This is a genomic window from Planctomycetia bacterium (genome assembly GCA_015200345.1).
Classification (GTDB): Bacteria; Planctomycetota; Phycisphaerae; order UBA1845; family UTPLA1; genus PLA3.
This window is the reverse complement of record CP054187.1, coordinates 3,518,048-3,535,599: the sequence shown is the minus strand read 5'-3', so window position 1 is coordinate 3,535,599 and position 17,552 is coordinate 3,518,048. Positions and strand designations below refer to the sequence as shown.

The window sequence follows — 17,552 nt, the reverse complement described above, 5'->3', positions numbered from 1 at the left end:
TTGTTGTTACCTTACACACTCAATGCCATGCTTGTTCTTTCATCACCAAATGGTAGCTGCCTCGCATCAACCGGTAAACCCGGCTTCGCGCGGACGAACGCGGTGAACGATTTCCTCGTGAATTCCACTTGTGGTTCCGCGCAGGAAACGGTAAAGGAGCAGAAATGCCAGTACGCTGCCCTGCGCACATGGGGGCTCCTACGCTCGTCGAAACACCGCGCTACGCCAGGCTCTGTCGCGCGATGACCGGTATCGCGGCAGGTTATTTCATGCTCGCGACCGCCGTCCTGATCGTCACGCTCCTGACTGTTTCGTTTGGAACACGGCTCAAGCCCGATCAGGTCGATCAAATCGCCGTTGCCCTTTGGGTTCACCTGGGCGTCGCAACCATCGCTGGGTCGGCACGGTTGAAGATCGGCCGCGCGGATCGCGTCTCCGAGCGTTCGGCACGATGGGTGTTGAGCGGATGCGTGATGGCAGGCTTGCTCTCGATCGATCGTTTCGTCGGAATCGTCTATCCACCGCCGCCGTCGCATCAGGGCATCTGTCAGCCGCATCCTGTGCGGGGCTGGGCGCATCGTCCCGGCGTGAAAGGCCTGTTCTCAACGTATCCTGATCGGGTCAATGCGCTGGGCATGCGCGGGCCGGAGATTCCATCCACTAAGCCAAAGGGGCAAACGCGCGTCCTGGTCGTGGGTGATTCCATTGTCGTCGGCTTTCTCATGCCTCGCGGTGATACCCCGGTCGATCATCTCAATGACGTTGCGAGGAAGCGACATCCGAATGCAGACCTCCTCTTTATGAACGGCGGGTGCGCCGGCTACACAACCTGGCAGGAATTCGACTTCATCCGGAATGAAGGCATGAAGACCAGGCCGGATCTGCTGATTCTCGTGTTCTGCTTCAATGACATGGCGGAGCTGGTAGGCCACCCTGAAGGGGCGGTGTACGGCCTGGCCGATGTCAACCCGGTCCCCAAGATCAGCTACCCCAGCGGGCTGGTCCGTGCGGCGACGACCCTCGTCGATGACTGGCGCATGGCACGCATTCGCGACGCGCACTTGTGGGTGCGAACCAATCCCTTCGCTGATCCCGACAGTGGTCTGCGCCGAAAGGAAGACCTGTACGTCCAGCCGCCGAAGCCGGCCGTCGCGCGCGCCTGGGCACGTGCGTGCCGCGATCTCGACGCGGTCAACGATTTCTGCCGGGAGAGGAAGCTGCCCTGGGTGCTTGCAGCGTTCCCCACGCGCCAATTGCTTGACGGCGAAGTCGATCCGAACGGCTTCGCACCCTTGAAGGACTGGGCGACGCGCGCCGGGGTGACGTATTATGACCTCACACCCGATTTCGACCGGGCATTGGCCGGCCGGCCCGGCGAAACGCTGATGATGGACGACCTGCACCCAAACAGGGACGGGAGCTTGCTGTTCGCGGAGCGGCTGCTGGAGTTCCTCTCCACGCGCGGCCTGCTTGGCCCGCGTATCGAGTCTTCATTGACGAATGGCTAGTTGATCGGCGTGCTCGTTCCCTGACCCGTGGTCACGGCGTTGGGAATGCGGCCGATCGTTCCGGACCCGTTGCCCACGCCGCCCCCTGCCGCCGTACTTAGCAACGTGTTGATGGCGGTCAGGGCATCGCTGATGGTGCCGAGCGTCTGATCCAGCACCTGGTTAAACGTGTCGCGGAAGAAGCTGACTTCCTCGGTGACCTCCCCGGGAATCTCCACCTGGCCGGTCTGGACGCCGATCGCGCGCTTGACCATCAGGCCCGGCGCGCGTTCATTCAGCGCGCCGCTGCTGGTCGTTGTGAATTGATTCGAGACAATTGTCGGCTGCGAATCGCCCACCGGCTGCGTCGTCGTCACCTGCCCGGACGTCCCCGTTGTGTCCGTGGTCGACGTGCCGGTCGTCCCGCCGAGAAGACTTTGCAGCCCGCCGAGGCCTCCAAAGGTCTGGAGCAATTGCGTCAGGTCGCCCGTCTGTTGCGGCAAAACTTGCGCCGAGGCCGGCCGCGCCGCGCACAGGGTGATAACAAGAGCGACCGCCGTCAGAAGTCCATTCCATCCGCCTCGCGCCATGTGATCGCACTCCTGTTGATTTCACCTGTCCGGGATTGCCGCGTCGATGGGTTTCCTCCACCGCCGGACATTCTGCCGATGCCAACATTATACAACCATTCCGCCGCACCGGTTTCGCCCGCTTTCCAAACGGACCCGAGGCGACCCTAAAAAATGGCTGCAACAACTACCGTAAGGGACTATCGGATGCCCGGCAGCCCACGATTGACTGGCGGAAGTCGAATCCACGTCGTTGACCCGAAAAACAGGGGTAGGGCGGTTTTTTTACCGATTTTATTGACTTTGGATGTCCGAATCGTGTATAGCGGAGCTTACAGACTCCAACCTCGCACGGAGCCTGTGATTGACCTCACTTCGCACATTATGACCCATTCTGGAGCTGTCCCATGCGCAACTGCCGCAATCAAGCAATATCCACGTTCGCGCTGACGGCCGGGCTGGTCTTGGGTTTGACCGCGGCAACTCCGGCAATCGGTCAGCCCTGCACACCCTCCTTTGCCGGATTCGGCTGCCAGAATAACTCGTGCACCGGCATCGGGAACAATTGCAAGCCCTATTGCGTGCGTTACAACCCCAATAGCGGGGCCTACACCGTCCTTTCCTGCACGTGTGATGCCGCAACGGCCTGCCACGCCGAGCGGCCGCCGGTCGTCAGCTCGCCGGTCTGCGTCGTAAACGATGACGGCACCGGCACGGTTCACCTCCCGCCCGCTCCGTGCCAATACAAGACAGATGTCGCGGACCCCATGCTGATTGTTGACGGCCTGCCGCCCGGTTCTACCGTTCAGTGCGCCGCGACCTACAGCAACTTCGCCTGCGCGCCCGGCGTCGCTGTCTGCTCCTTCTCCACGCCGGTCCTGCCCGGCATCTGCTACGCCCCCGGGGGAACGCTGGGCGGCGAGAAATCCTGTTCCAACGCGAATCTCAATTTCGTCATGACCGGCACCGGCGCTTACCTGGGTTACAACCGCAATCTCAACATTCCTATCTCGCTTGAGATTCATGCCGCGCCGCGCACACCGTTTGCACCCATTCAGAATTTCGACACGGATCTCTTTCGCATCTTTGGACAAATCACCGGGGATCCGGATTTTGACCTCCTGCGCGTCACCGGCGGGACCGACTTCGGGCTCCCCAGCCCCGGCAAAGCCCAGATCACCCAACTCCCCGGCGGCAACTGGGCGACCTACAGCCTCTTCGCGCTGACCTATCGCATCGACTTCGTCGGCAAGCCGGGCGGGCCGTTCTCTGGCCGATCCGGTTCCACCACCGGCACCGTTTTCATCATCACCGGTGGCATTCCGCTCTGTGAGGGCGGCTGCTTCCCCGGTTTCGATTGCAACACCGTCACCCTCGTCAATCCCGACGGCACGATCGACGTCTGCTGCGAGTGCGTTTCGCTGCCATGCGAGCCGTTGCCCGACGGGTCCGCCTGCCGCCCAGGAACCTGCGGCGTGTCAAACTGCCAGCCTCGCTGCGTCGAGACCAACCCCGTCACCGGGCTGTCGATCGTCACCGCGTGCGAATGCGGCGATCTGGAAACGTGCGAAGTCGTTGCGCCACCGAACGCCAATCCGTGCGTCGTGCCGAACGACGGCACGGGAACGGTTCACCTGCCGCCGACCGGATGCCAGTACAAGCGCGTGGGCAATCCGCCGATGCAGATCATCGACGGCCTGCCGCCGGGCAGCCCTGTGAATTGTGAGCCGACGAACCTGAACTTCGTCTGCGCGGGCGGGGGCGTTTGCTCGTTCTCTGTGCCGGTTTCTCCCGGAATCTGCTACGCACCGGGCGGCTCGCTGGGCGGAGAGAAATCGTGCTCCAACAGCACGCTGAACGTCGTCCTGCTGGGGACCGGCATCTACGCGGGCTATAACCGAACTATCAACGTGCCGATCAGCCACGAAATTCACGCCGCGCCGCGCACCCTGTTCGCGCCCTCGCAGACCTTCAGCACCGATCTGTTCCGATTGTTCGGCCAGATCACCGGCGACCCGGATTTTGACTTATTGCGATTTTCAGGTGGCACCGATTTCGGCCTGCCCAGCCCAGGCTCGACCACGCTGCTCCAAATGCCCAGCACCGACTGGGCCGTCGACAGCTATTTCGATCTGACCTATCGCATCGATTTCGTCGGCGCGCCGGGCGGCGCCTTTGCGGGAAGGTCCGGCTCAACGACCGGCACGATCCGCATCGCCACGGGCCAGATTGTCGCTTCGTGCGTCGGTGACTGCCCGTCCGGCTACCGTTGCAACCGCACCATGACGCTCAACACAAACGGCACGATCTCCACCTGCTGTGACTGCGTCACGGATTGCGGCTGCCGCGGCGATCTGAACGGCGACAACCAGGTTGACGGCCAGGACATCAAGCTGTTCGTGAGTTGCATCCTGAATTACACCGGCGGATTCATCGACCCGGCCTGCGTCTGTGCCGACATCGACGGCGACGGCGTGCTGACCCTCGGCTCGGACGTGAACCAGTTCGTCAACAAGCTGCTGACGCTGCCGAACAATCAGTGTCCGTAGCGGGCTGAAAGCGCAGACTCGTTTTGCTTGGCAGGCTCGAGCTGTGCCACGGCGTTGGGCGGCGCGGGCGCCTGTTCCGGCGGGCCGGCGGTTCGGAAGGCGTACAAACTCAAGGCACCCCAGATAAACAACACGATTCCGACCAGCGCCGCCCCCGCGCCGACGCGCTGCTGCGCCTTCTCGCCCACCGTGATGCCCCAACTGACGCAAAAACTCCAGATGCCGTTCGCGAAGTGATAGCACGCCGCCCAAAGCCCTACGACGTACATCGCGAACGTCAACTGCCACGGCACATGCACGCCCCACGGCGCCCATTCCATCAATCCCTTGCGCGTCACCTCGAACGGATCGGCGCTGCCGATGAACTCCGGCCCCCAGCCGATCAGGTGCGCGAAGCGGAACTTCAAGAGGTGAACGATGATGAACGCCAGCGCGATGTAACCGGTGATGCGCTGCAAGGTATATCGACGATTCGGCAGATACGGATACGATTTCACGTTCGGCTCGGCCGTCAGTGCGATCTTGACGCCGTAGCCCGCGTGGAACGCCAGCGGCAGGAAGATGCCGAATAGTTCGAGGAAGAACAAGTACGGCAGATGATGAATCCAGTGCACGTCCTCGTTGAAGCGCTCGCGCCCGAGGAAGGCCATCGAATTGGTCAGCAGATGCTCGATCAGGAACACTCCGATCGGCACAATGCCCGACAGCGAGTGAAGCTTTCGAAGCAGAAAGTGGTGCTTTTCTTCGAGCGAAACGGTTGTGGTCTCGGCGGTGGCCAACGTGTCAACCCTCGATCTTCCTGTGTCCTCGTGCGCACCGGGTCGGCCGACGCCGCACCGGAACACCTCGCAAGCCTAAAATCGCCGCCGCCCGCCGTCAACGACCTGACAACCATGCTATTACCACGCTGATCGGCGCGGTATAATGGCTGGGGAGTTTCTGCTGTGCCGCGCGGCATCGGGCCTGTTCAGCCCCCGCGCGTCCCGCCTCGGTGGAGTGGTTCAAATGAGTCGATTCGTCGCAGCCTATCGTCAACGCGTTGCCGCGCTGGTCCGTCGTGTTTCGTTACTGTTGATGATGATCCTGGCGCTGGCCCTTGTGTCAGCGTCGCAGCGGGCCGCCTGGGCCGCGGACGTGTCCATCAAGCCGGGCGACCAGATCATCCGCGTCGACGTCAAGAACGCCGAGCAGCTTCAGGCGCTGCTCGACCTGGATCTCGACATTCACTCGCACGAAGTCGGCGTCGGCCCGATCGATGTCCATGTTTCCATTGCCGAGCGCGAGGCAATCGGCCAACTTGGCATGACGTTTGAAGTTCTCAATCCAGACTTGATGGCATCCTACGCGCGCGAGCAGGCGGACATTCTGCTGGGCGCGGGGCTGGCCACACCTTTTGACAGCTATCTGGACATCGACAACACGTATCAATTCATGACCAATCTCGTGATCGCACGGCCCGACTTGGTGGAAGAGCTGCCCGCCATCGGACTGTCCATCGAATTGCGCCCGCTGCGCGTCTGGCGCATCACTGGCCCGGACAAATCCGACAAGCCCGGCGCGTTCTACCACGGCCTGCAACACTGCCGCGAGTGGATCACCGGCCCGATGATTCTCTACATCGCGGACCAGCTCGTAAACAACTACGACAGCGATCCGGCGATTCAAGCGCTCGTGAACCGCACCGATTTCTACCTCATGCCGATCATGAATCCCGACGGCTACGCCTACACCTGGATTGACAGCACCACGCGCCTATGGCGAAAGAACCGGCGGCTGAATGCCGGCGGCTCCTATGGGGTCGACCTCAACCGCAACTGGGCCTTCGGCTGGAGCGGCCCCGGCGCGAGCAGCAGCCCGACCAGCGATACGTACTACGGCACCGCGCCGTTCAGCGAGCCGGAAAGCGCCGCGGTCAGCAACTTTATCCTCTCCAAACCCAACCTTCGCGTGCACATGGATTACCACTCCTATTCGCAACTCATCATGTGGGCCTACGGCGCGAACTGCACCACGCTGCCGCAGCCGGATTACAGCGCCTACTACGAAATGGGCCAGGACATGCACCGCCTCATCCGAGAAGTCAACGGACTGTTCTACGAACCCGGCCCGATCTGCCAGACGATCTACCAGGCCAGCGGCGCATCGGTGGATTGGACCTATGCGACGGCCGGGCGCACCTCGATGACGATTGAATTGCGCGACACCGGAACGAACGGATTCACCCTTCCAGCGAACCAGATTCTCCCGAACTGCCAGGAGAACTTCCCCGCGATCATGCGGCTGACCGAATGGGCCACCGCCGGCGTGGTGATCGTCGTGAAGGATCCGCCGCCGGTGCTTCAGGCCGGCGCGCCGACGATTGTCAATTTTAAGGTCTATGAGAGCGGCGAGGGCTACGTCCCCAATTCCGCGACCTTGCATTATCGCGTTGGCAATTCGGGGCCGTTCACGCCCGTCCCCGCCACGCACGTCTCGGGGGTGGACTTCACCGCGACGATTCCCGCCGTCCCCTGCGGCCAGAACGTCGAGTATTACTTCCGCGCCGACGGCAGCGGTGGTTTCCAGGCGCAGAATCCCAACGGCTTCCCCGTATCGCAACCCGAGCCGGAGGTTTACACCGCGCGCGTTGTGAACCAGATCGTCCTTGAGGACCACTTTGAAACCGACCTCGGCTGGACCGCCACGCTGGTCGGAGCGACGGCCGGGCAATGGCAACGCGCCGTGCCGACGAACGATCTGGCGGTGGCGTTCGATCCGCTGTTTGATTCCGACGGGTCGGGCATGTGCTACGTGACGCAGAACGGCACGGGGGCTAATACAGATGTCGATAACGGATCCGTCCGGCTGACGTCCCCCTCGCTCGATCTTTCCGGCGGGGACGTGCGCATCAGTTATGACTACTTCCTCTACCTGTCAAACGTGGCCGGCGGCGTCGATCGCATGCTCGTCGAGATCGACTCCAACAACGGCGCCGGCCCCTGGACCCAGATCGCCCTGCACGTGTCCAGCGGGGGCATCTCGTGGCGGCGGCATACGATCACGCAGGCCAATCTCGATCTTCTCGGCGTGACGCTCACCTCCGCAATGCGAATCCGGTTCACCGTCAACGACGCCAACCCGCAGAGCACCGTCGAAGGCGGACTGGACAACGTGCGCATCAGCGTCGGTACCTGTCCTGTGCCTACGTGCCCAGGAATTCTCGGCGACATGAACAACGACTCGCTCCTGAACGGCGGCGATATCGCAGGCTTCTCGGCTGCCTTCATCACCGACCCGTTCTTCGACCCCTGCGCCGATCTGGCCGAGCCGACCGGCACGCTGGACGACGAAGACATCGCCGCGTTTGCCGCCTTGCTGCTGGGGCAGTAGCTGGACGTGCCGGGATGCCTTGTCCCCCGCGCCGGCATCGTCGGTTCGACCACTTGGCAGCCGTACCTTCCGGCGCGCTATCATTACGGTGCGGAGTCTTCGCATGTGTCGCGCACCGTGTTGCTTCAGGGAGGTGCCTCATGTCGCTGCGCTGGTTCCATCTGGTGTTTCTGCTGCTGGTCATCGTCGGAGCCGACCTGTTTGGCGTTTGGGCACTGCGCCATCCGGACAGCTTCGGCGATCGGGCGAGCCTGATCGTGGCCAATGTCTCGATGCTCGGTGGACTGGGCCTGGCGGCGTACACCTACTACCTCGTCCGCAAGCTCGATCGGCGGCACATCGCGTAGCGGATTGCCTGCGGGTTGCCATCTTCCGTGGACGAGGTAAACTGACCTGCCACACGCGGTGAACGGGTTCACCGCGCGCGTGCAGGGATGCTTCCCCATGTCGCCGACTCGAACTCAAGCCAACCCACCCCGATGCGTTTGTTGGATTGTGTTGTTCGGCAGCGCCGTCGGCCTGGCCGGATGCGTCGAGCGCACCGTCACGATCAATACCGAGCCGGCCGGCGCGACGGTCATTCTCAACGATCAGGAAGTCGGCCAGTCGCCGGTGAAAGTGCCGTTCACCTGGTACGGCGATTATGACATCATCCTGCGCAAGCCCGGTTACGAGACGATCCAGACGAATCGCAAGATCAAGGCGCCGTGGTACCAGACCCCGTTCATCGATCTCTTCGCGGAATGCCTCGTGCCCTTCACGATTTACGACGAACGCGACCTGGGAACCTTCGCCCTCTCGCCGATCGCGCCGGTCCCGCAGGATCAATTGCTGCAAAACGCGGCCGAGCTAAAGCAGCGGGCCTTGGCGAATGTCGAATAGCGATTGGCGAGCGGTAAAGTTTAGCCGATCATGAATGGACGACCGTGAGCCGACGGCGCAAGCCGTCGGAGCCGGCAGGTCATGCTGCTCAACCGGCGACATCATCGACCCTTGCATGCAGCGAACACTACCCGTCCAGGCCGCCCATGACCCAGACCGCCGACGCCCTGCCCCAGCCGCCGCCGCCGATCCTCGAGGGGCCGTGGACCGCCGCGCGCGCCGGGGCCTGGCGCAAGGCCAGGATCGTCTCGTTTCTTTGTCTCGTTCCGCTGGGCTGGCTGCTGGTCGCGCTGATCTGGCTGCCGCTCTACATGGGGCTGTTCTTTTTTCTCGTCGCCGGATTGCTCGTCGGCGCGGTCTCGTTTCGCCTCGCACGGGCGGCGCGGCCGATGGAGCGGCGGCGCATCCTCCGCGGTGCGTGCGTCGTGGCGCTGGCCTGCACGGCGATCAATCTGGTGTGGGAATACGATCAATTCGCCCGGGCCGCGGGCAAGCCGCCTCGCTTCGCCGAGGCGCGGAATGCCGTTGTCGCCGCCGGCGAGAAGGCGAGTTCGATTGATAAAATGGCGAATGTCGCTTTTCGCGCCGCATTGACCGAGCGATATGCCCCCGGCGGGCCGATCGGATACGTGCGCTGGGCCGTGAGCGGCGCGGACCTCCCGGTTTCTGTGAATGGCCAGACCGAGAGCATCGTCATGCCGCACGGCGGGTTTCGCTGGCCGATCCGCACGCTGGCCGCACTCTTGCTGCTGGCGGTCGGTTTGTATTTGAGCTTCGAAGCCCTGACCTCGTCCGAGCCGGTGTCCAACATCCTGCCGCCTGGCGCGGAATACACCGAGGAATAAAACGTTGCACCGGGCTACCGGCGCCCCCCCCCGCTTTGTCGAAACTTGTCTTTTGGGTCGGCTCGTCCTAGTATGAGTTAATCACGCGCTCCGTTCGGGAGCGCGACGGATACTCGGTCCCACCTCGCACACCTCGTCGCGGCCGGCGCGCCTGCTTTTATCGGCGCCGCGCGCACGGCTGTAACGCCTGCGACGATTCGGCGCACTTGTACAGTTGTAACTCCCGCTGACCGATTGTGCTTTCGGCCGCCGGCGTGAACGCGCATCACCCGATTCGGCCCTGAAAGCAGCCCTGCCGAGTGCTTCATTATTGGCACTGGCGGAGGAGGGAAAGTGGCGATGCACACGACCAACCCGTCTCGCAAACCGGGCGCGGGCCGAAAGGACGTTCTCACCACGGGCGACGTGGCCCGCATCTGCAACGTCGCCCCGCGCACCGTCTCCAAATGGTTCGACTCCGGCCAGCTCCGCGGTTATCGCATTCCAGGCAGCAAAGACCGGCGCATTCCCGTTCAGCAGCTCATTCGGTTCATGAAGCTGCACAACATCCCGCTCAATGGACTGGACGCGGGAACGACGCGCGTGCTGGTCATTGACGCCGACCGAGACTTTGCCGCCACGCTGGCTGACGCACTCGCGCGTGGCGGCGAGTACGACGTGCGGACGGCCACGTCGGCCTTCGATGCCGGCCTCGCCACGCAGGCACACAAACCCGATGTCCTGCTCGTCGACTCGACGCTGCCGAATCTGACCGGACGGGAGTTCGTCCGCACGCTTCGAAGCAACCCCGAGTTCGACGGCGTACGCATCATCGCCATGGCGCCGTCGAACGACGCGGCGCTGCACGCCACCCTGCGCGATGACGGTTTCGACGCCGTTCTCGCCAAGCCGTTCGATGCTGCAAAGGCGATCGCTGCCATCGAAGCATCCCTTAGCCCTTCCTAATCGCCGGTGAAACGTTTTACTTCATCTTATTGCACCGAATCACCGGCGCACTAGGCTGGCACAATCATATGCACGATTCGACCTGCTGCAACGCTGCACGATTTGGCGAGCCTTTCTACCGCAATTACAATCTCGCACCTTCAATGATTGCGAATCCTCGGTTGATTTCGGTTGATTTCAGATAGATTCGGAGTTTCTCGATGCTGACGCCCTACTCCCCCGAACCGTATGTGAACTTCTCCGAACCCGGCGCGCGACAGGCGATGCTGGAGGCTCTCAAGCTCGTCGAATCGCAGTTGGGTCGCACCTATCCCATTCGAATCGGCGGCCAGAAGATCGACACCGCCGGCATGATTGACTCAATCAGTCCCGGAAACGTTGCTCAAGTCGTCGGTCGCGTGGGCAAGGCCGACGCCGAGACCGCTCGATCCGCCATCGCCGCGGCCGACGCCGCGTTCAAAACGTGGTCGCGCACGCCGGCAGAAGTTCGAGCGCGGTACCTGCTTCGCGCCGCAGCCATCATTCGCCGCCGAATCTACGAGTTCTCGGCATGGATGTGCTACGAAGAGTCCAAATCATGGATCGAGGCTTACGCCGATACGGCCGAGTGCATTGATTTCCTCGAATTCTACGCCCGCGAGGCGATGCGGCTGGGCGGCAGCCATCCGACGACGTCGTCACCGGGAGAAGAGACGGATGTGCGTTACATTCCCCTCGGCGTCGGCGTGATCATTCCGCCGTGGAACTTCCCGCTGGCGATCATGGCGGGGATGACCAGCGCCGCGATCGTGGCTGGAAATACAGTTGTCTTGAAACCAGCCAGCACCGCGCCGGTCATCGCCGCGAAATTCATCGAAGTGCTCGAAGAAGTCATGCTTCCGCCCGGCGTGGTCAACTTCTGCCCCGGCCCAGGCGGTGCGGTCGGCGACGTGCTCGTCGATCATCCGCGCACGCGATTCATCGCCTTCACCGGCTCGCGCGACGTGGGCCTGCGCATCTTCGAGCGCGCAGCGAAGGTGCAGCCCGGTCAGATCTGGCTCAAACGCACCATGCTCGAAATGGGCGGCAAGGACGCGATCGTCGTCACGCCGTCGGCCGATCTCGATGCAGCGGCCGCGGGCGTCGTCGCGTCGGCCTTCGGTTTCCAGGGGCAGAAATGCTCGGCGTGCAGCCGATTGATCGTGGATGAACGCGTGCACGACGTGCTGGTGGAGAAGGTCGTCGCCGGCGCGAAGAAACTGACGGTCGGCAATACGACCACGCCGGAGAATTACTTCATGGGCGCGGTGATTGACAAACCAGCCTATGACAAGATTCACGAGTACATCGCCATCGGCAAGAAAGAGGGCACGCTGGCACTGGGTGATGCGAACGTGCCGGCGGGCGGGTACTACATCGCGCCGCACATCTTCACCGGCATCGACCCGATGGCGCGGCTGGCCCAGGAGGAAATCTTCGGCCCGGTTCTGGCCGTCATCAAAGGCCGAGGGTTCGACGAGTTGCTGCATATCGCCAACAACACTGAATACGGCTTGACCGGGGGCATCTTCTCCAATGACCGGGCGGAACTGGAGCGGGCGCGACACGAGTTCCACGTCGGCAATCTCTATCTCAATCGAAAATGCACGGGCGCCATCGTCGACGTGCAGCCCTTCGGAGGCTTCAACATGTCCGGCACGAACTCCAAGGCCGGAGGCCGGGATTACATCCAGTTGTTCATGCAGGCGAAATCCATCACGGAACGCTTCTAGACAAAATTAGACAGATTGAATGAACTCGCGACACCGTGCGGCCATTCGCATCGCCCGGTTGTCGTGGACGCCGATCGGACCCTGGGCGATTCCGGCAGCGATGCCGTGCAATCGCTCGCCGAGGCGCAGCACGTTACGCTCGAGGATGCCACCGCGGGAAAGCAGTTCAACAACTCTCGCATCGGCGTCAGGGCGAATGGTGCTTCTGCGGTGTGTCGGACGCCCGCGGGCCGTGGTCGTACAGCACCCACGGCACGACAAAATCCTGAATCCAGAGCGGATTATCCATCAATTCGTAATGATTGCCCGTCAGGCCGTAGGCCGCCATCTCGGGACCGTACGGAACCTGCACAAGGTCCGAGCGCTGCATCGTAAAGCCGACCGTGCCGGCGGGAACTTCGTTGATTCGATCCATCGTGCCGAAGACCAGCGCCGCCAGCGCGCCCTGCCAATCCAAGGCCGACCAGAAGCACACCGCCCCGTGCCGACACCGCCGCAGCATCGCGTCGAGATCGTAACTCGGCGACACGCCGGGGCTGATCAGAATCACCCGGTCCAACTGCACCTCTTCGGGCAGCGCCTCCGCGACCCAGATCGCAATCGCCGCCCCGGCCGAAAAGCCCATCAGCGTCACCGGTCTACCCGGATGCGCGCGGAGGTACTCGGCAATGCGTTCCGCCTCCGCCGCCGACCACGCCAGATTCCGCTCGTACGCATTGATGTTCTCGATGCCCTCGAGGAACCGACCCCACACGCCCAGGTCGATCGCCCGATCGATCCCCGCCGCGCGCATCACGAGGTACAACGTGATCATTTCGTTCGTGGTGCTCAACAGACCGGGGTAGAGAATGATCAGGCCGCGATCCAGTTCCGCAGCCGTCACCTCGGGCGGATTCCAAATCTCATACGGCAACGGCGGCGGTTGCTGAACGCCGCAACCGGCCAAGCCCCCCGTCACGGCCATCATCAACGCGACGAATACGCGCGTCGTGCCGGAACAAAGGCACTTCGTCGAGGAAAGGGGAATCCGGGCAAAGGTCAAGTAGAGTTCCTTTTTTCTCGTAGCACCCTCACCCCGACCCTCTCCCTGCAGGGAGAGGGGGTCTAATCCGGCACGAGGCCGGTTCACGTTGCGAGGTGTATTCGGGCCGGAGATGGCGAGACTGTACTTCACATCCGGCAGGTCAGGATCGCGGGTCCGGGACGATCCCGTCGGGCTTACATCGCCGCGAGGCGCACAGCCAGATCACACACGCGGTTCGAGAAACCCCATTCGTTATCGTACCAGCTCATGAGCTTGAGCATCTTGCCCTTGCCTTTGGGCACGGTCATCGTCCGAGTCGAGTCGAAGATCGAACTGTGCGGGTTGTTGATGATGTCGCTTGAAACGATCGGCTCGTCCGAATACTGAAGGATGCCCTTGAACTTCGGCTCGGCGGCGGCCTTCTTGAAGATGCCGTTCACCGTATCCACGTCCACTTCCTTATCCAGTGAGACCGTCAGATCGACGACGCTGCCGTCCATGACCGGCACGCGCAGGGCGAAGCCGTCGAGTTGAATCGTCTTCTTGGGGACGACCAGCCCGATGGCCTTGGCCGCGCCGGTGGACGACGGAATGATGTTCATCGCGGCCGCGCGGGCGCGAAGCAGATCGTCGCCGTGGACCTGATCAAGGATGCGCTGATCGTTGGTGTAGGCGTGGACTGTCGTCATCATGCCGGTGATGTTCTCGCCGAACACGGCGGGATTGTCGGCCAGAACCTTCACGAGCGGCGCGAGACAGTTCGTCGTGCAGCTTCCGTTGCTGACGAACGTATGCTCGGGCCGCAGCGTCTCATCGTTCACGCCCAGCACGACCGTCGCGTCGATCGCGTCCTTCGACGGCGCCGAGAGGATGACCTTCTTCGCGCCGGCCGTGATGTGATCGTCGTAGCCGGCCTTGCCCTTGGCGGCGTCGCGCTTGCTGGTGAAGACGCCCGTTGCCTCGATGACGACCGTCGCGCCGAGATCCTTCCACGGCAGCTTGGTCGGGTCTTTCTCGCCGCAGACGCGAATGGAGCGGCCGTCGACGATGAGCGAATTGTCGGTGTGGCCGACTTCGCCCTGCCACTTGCCATGGACGGTGTCGTACTTGAAGAGGTGTGCGTGAATCTTCGCCGGCGGACCGACGTCGTTGATCGCGACGATTTCAAACTCCTTCGGGCGCATCGCCATCGCGCGGGCGACCATGCGACCGATTCGACCAAAGCCATTGATGCCGACCTTCACCGCTGCCATGTTGCACGCCTCCGCAGAAGATTAAGTTGCCTCGCGTCCGCCGGTCGCCGGGTGTTCGCGCCAGGAGAATGAATCAGGTTACGACCGCAAACGCCGAGGAAGCATGAGAATAGATGCGTGCGAAGGAGTCGTCAAGAAACGCGGGAATCCGCTGAAAACCATAAATGGGATCGAAGCAATTCATAGCCAGCCCCTGTCAGGTCGGCTGATCGGGCGAATGCTCCCATACACTACAAGCTGTTTCAAAACTCCCTCTCCCTTCCAGAGATATCGCGGTACGAAACATCCGTGCTGCGCTACAAGCTGTCTCAAAACCTCCCTCTCCCTTCCAGAGATATCGCGGTACGAAACAACCGTGCTGCGCTACAAGCTGTCTCAAAACCTCCCTCTCCCTTCCAGGGAGAGGGTTGGGGTGAGGGTGAATCAATTCGTTTGAACCACATTTCCCTCTCACCCAACCCCTCCCCCAAGGGGGAGAGGAATTTTGAAACCGGTTCTAGGGCGACACGCCCCGGCTGTGCAGCCGCGCCGTCAACGTTTTGCGTCACGGCCGCGGCGCGGCCGGCGGCGCCCGACGCGGATCGCGCTGCGGCAGCGGCACTGGTCGGCCGTCGCGCATCGACTGTGGTTTGACTGCCGGCGGCGGCAGCACGTTCGCATCGCTGCGCTGCACGCTGGTCAGCAATCCATCCAATCGGCGCTTCAACTCCTCAAATATCTCCGCCAGCCGGCCGTCGGGCTTCTCCAACTCCTTCGCCGCCGCCAGCCACCGCTCCGACGCCTGCATCGCCTGCGCCAGCCGCTCATCTTCTCGTGCAGTCGGCTTCGGGCCGCCACCGGCCGATTCGCTTGCCCCCCCGGCCGCAGGATTGGCCGCTGTCCCGCCCACGCCCTGCTTCCCGTTGTTCGATACACTCGCCTTGGACTGCGACCGAAGCTCTTCGATCACCTGGCGATTCTCGCGAAGCCGCTTCCGCGCCTCGGCCAGCTCCGCCGCGCGCTTCTCCACAATCGGATGCGCCCGCTTCCTGCAATCCGCCAGCACCGCCCACGCCGCCGTCTTCTGCTTCTCCGTGAGCGGCTCCGCCAGTGATTGCCCACGCGAATCAGTCCGCTTAAGAATCCACCGCCGAACATACGCCTCCCACGCATCCGGCTTGTGCTCGACCCCTTCCAGCCCGAATCGGCCAGACGCGTCATCCCACCAAGTTGGAAATTGGCCACTACCTTTGGCCAAGCACGCACGAATCCATTCTTGAACAGCGTGAACGTCGTAGTCTGATTTGATCTGTTCCCACTCCGATTTTGAGACCACTTTGCCCCCGCCGAGGTAGCGAGCGGGCGACTCGCCGGGCTTGTCAACATAGTCCGGGTGGTAAACAGGCGCGCCCGGCGGCATGCCGAGGTCGTCGGGCCCAATCGACTTTGGATGCTCCGGCCGATCAAACTCGGCGTGCTCCAACTGATACACAAACCGATAGCCGGTGCGAAGATTCTCACTTTCAAAATGAACCGGCCACCAATAACCGTCGATCTGCCCGTACTCACCGGTGGCACGCATCATCGGTACCGGTGCCTGTTGCGTGCAGCGTTGTTCGATTGACATGGAGAGAATGCCGTAACCCCGATCGGGGTCAAAGACCTGCTCTGAACGAAGCGTGCACGACGACTGGCCGGTCGGATCTTCCAGTTCTCGATTCAATACAACTAAACCGTCTCTTCGCGTTTCGGTGTATTCACCCTCGGCCGATGGCACAAAAAATTCGGCAAGAATTTGACTGCACGACTTGTTCGGAAATGGTTTAAAATAGACTCCAAAAGTTCTGGGATCGACGAAGAGCACTCCCAGGTCGAGCTTGGCTGTCGCAACATGCTCATAGCTGCCCCAATGTATCCAGGCAAGCGGATGCTCTCCTGTTCGGTCAATTATGGTGCGTTTCGGCAAACACGCGTTTTGCACTCCAAAGGGTGTTAGTCTTTTGTCATATAATACGATCCCGTCGTCATCGCCGAGTTCGGTCAACTCGATATTGTCACCCGCAAGCCTCGCTTGAATCCGTTCTATTTGGACGTTCCCGCTCACGTATCGCGTCTCAAGTCGATAATGAAGAAGCCCCGTGTGCGGTTTTGTTCGCATTTCACACGCCTTTTGTAGCGCGCGCGGTATGTCATTCGCCCGCGATTGAGAATGTGCAAGTAGAACTATCGCGGCGGACGTTAACCGTATCGATACCGGAACCATCTTGCTCACCTGCTCACTGCGAGTCAAAACAGCATGACTGACCGTCCAAGAGCCAGGTACCTACGCGGTAAATCGGTTGCGGGTCGTCTTCGGACAAATGGCATGGATTGTTGGGTGTGCAGAAATAGGGCGTGTGTCCGATGAGGGTCAAACAGGGAAGCATTGTGCCGCAAAGACGCTCCATCTCAACATGACACCATCCCCACGATATGTCATTGCAGCACCCTGCAGGGCGATTCCCCCAAGAAGTAACGAATTGCCCGGCATTTGCAGCAGTCCACGTGAATCCAGTACAAGCCATTTTTACACACCCGCATGGAGGGGTCGAGTTTTGTTGGCAAGCTTGTCCATAAATAGTATCCCATAGACATTCATCCCACCAACCCCCCGGAGGCAGCGTGCAGCCTTGATTAACGATCCAGCAAGCCCTGCACCGAACGGTCTTGACCAACGATTACAACCTGTTCCGCCGGCGGGCAGTCGCTCCGCACCGCGCCGTCCGAACCCATCAGCACCAGCCCCGCCGCCGCCAGCATCGTCCACCTCGCTCGTCTCATGCCATGCTCCTTTCAGAATGACAATCGCCTATCGGCTCCATCACCCCGAGCGACGGTTCTACCCCCCCCCCCGGCCTGG

At 61.9% G+C, this 17,552-nt stretch carries 14 protein-coding genes; 8 read left to right on the top strand and 6 right to left on the bottom strand.

Annotated elements, in window-relative coordinates:
* Positions 1–164: 164 nt before the first annotated feature.
* Positions 165–1,508, top strand: a complete 1,344-nt coding sequence (locus HRU71_14435; GenBank protein ID QOJ04615.1) for an SGNH/GDSL hydrolase family protein — start codon at positions 165–167, stop codon at positions 1,506–1,508.
* On the opposite strand, the gene HRU71_14430 is transcribed toward HRU71_14435, so the two are convergent.
* Positions 1,505–2,077 carry a hypothetical protein gene (locus HRU71_14430; GenBank protein ID QOJ04614.1) on the bottom strand — a complete coding sequence of 191 codons (573 nt, stop codon included), beginning with the start codon at positions 2,075–2,077 and terminating at the stop codon, positions 1,505–1,507. The two genes, HRU71_14435 and HRU71_14430, sit on opposite strands and share 4 nt — an antisense overlap.
* 386 nt (positions 2,078–2,463) lie before the next feature.
* Between HRU71_14430 and HRU71_14425 the strand changes: the two genes are divergently transcribed.
* Positions 2,464–4,605, top strand: a complete 2,142-nt coding sequence (locus HRU71_14425; GenBank protein QOJ04613.1) for a hypothetical protein — start codon at positions 2,464–2,466, stop codon at positions 4,603–4,605.
* Here the strand turns inward: HRU71_14425 and HRU71_14420 are convergent.
* Positions 4,593–5,384, bottom strand: a complete 792-nt coding sequence (locus HRU71_14420; GenBank protein ID QOJ04612.1) for a succinate dehydrogenase — start codon at positions 5,382–5,384, stop codon at positions 4,593–4,595. The genes HRU71_14425 and HRU71_14420 overlap by 13 nt on opposite strands.
* A gap of 226 nt (positions 5,385–5,610) precedes the next feature.
* Here HRU71_14420 and HRU71_14415 point away from each other — a divergent pair, with 226 nt between their 5' ends.
* The 6 genes from HRU71_14415 (at position 5,611) to pruA (ending at position 12,397) form a co-directional block, all read left to right on the top strand.
* Positions 5,611–7,974 (top strand): hypothetical protein, encoded by a 2,364-nt coding sequence (locus HRU71_14415; protein QOJ04611.1) that lies wholly within the window; start codon positions 5,611–5,613, stop codon positions 7,972–7,974.
* A gap of 140 nt (positions 7,975–8,114) precedes the next feature.
* Complete coding sequence (locus HRU71_14410) at positions 8,115–8,321, top strand: hypothetical protein (GenBank protein QOJ04610.1); 207 nt, start codon at positions 8,115–8,117, stop codon at positions 8,319–8,321.
* A gap of 97 nt (positions 8,322–8,418) precedes the next feature.
* Complete coding sequence (locus tag HRU71_14405; protein QOJ04609.1) at positions 8,419–8,856, top strand: PEGA domain-containing protein; 438 nt, start codon at positions 8,419–8,421, stop codon at positions 8,854–8,856.
* A 146-nt stretch (positions 8,857–9,002) separates the two neighbouring features.
* Positions 9,003–9,701: a hypothetical protein gene (locus HRU71_14400; GenBank protein QOJ04608.1), complete on the top strand. Its 699-nt coding sequence runs from the start codon at positions 9,003–9,005 to the stop codon at positions 9,699–9,701.
* A 339-nt stretch (positions 9,702–10,040) separates the two neighbouring features.
* Positions 10,041–10,646, top strand: coding sequence for a response regulator (locus HRU71_14395; protein ID QOJ04607.1), 606 nt, complete (start codon positions 10,041–10,043; stop codon positions 10,644–10,646).
* A gap of 200 nt (positions 10,647–10,846) precedes the next feature.
* A complete protein-coding gene (gene pruA / locus HRU71_14390; protein QOJ04606.1) occupies positions 10,847–12,397 on the top strand; it encodes an L-glutamate gamma-semialdehyde dehydrogenase in 1,551 nt (516 codons plus the stop codon).
* A 187-nt stretch (positions 12,398–12,584) separates the two neighbouring features.
* Here the strand turns inward: pruA and HRU71_14385 are convergent, their stop codons facing one another.
* From HRU71_14385 to HRU71_14370, 4 genes are all read right to left on the bottom strand, one after another.
* On the bottom strand, positions 12,585–13,439 hold the full coding sequence (locus HRU71_14385; GenBank protein QOJ04605.1) for a hypothetical protein: 855 nt from the start codon (positions 13,437–13,439) through the stop codon (positions 12,585–12,587).
* A gap of 176 nt (positions 13,440–13,615) precedes the next feature.
* The gene (gap, locus tag HRU71_14380) at positions 13,616–14,674 is read right to left on the bottom strand and encodes a type I glyceraldehyde-3-phosphate dehydrogenase (GenBank protein QOJ04604.1); all 1,059 of its coding nucleotides are present in this window, start codon (positions 14,672–14,674) and stop codon (positions 13,616–13,618) included.
* Positions 14,675–15,218: 544 nt separating this feature from the next.
* Positions 15,219–16,376, bottom strand: coding sequence for a hypothetical protein (locus HRU71_14375; protein QOJ04603.1), 1,158 nt, complete (start codon positions 16,374–16,376; stop codon positions 15,219–15,221).
* A gap of 950 nt (positions 16,377–17,326) precedes the next feature.
* Positions 17,327–17,473 carry a hypothetical protein gene (locus HRU71_14370; protein ID QOJ04602.1) on the bottom strand — a complete coding sequence of 49 codons (147 nt, stop codon included), beginning with the start codon at positions 17,471–17,473 and terminating at the stop codon, positions 17,327–17,329.
* Positions 17,474–17,552 lie beyond the last annotated feature (79 nt).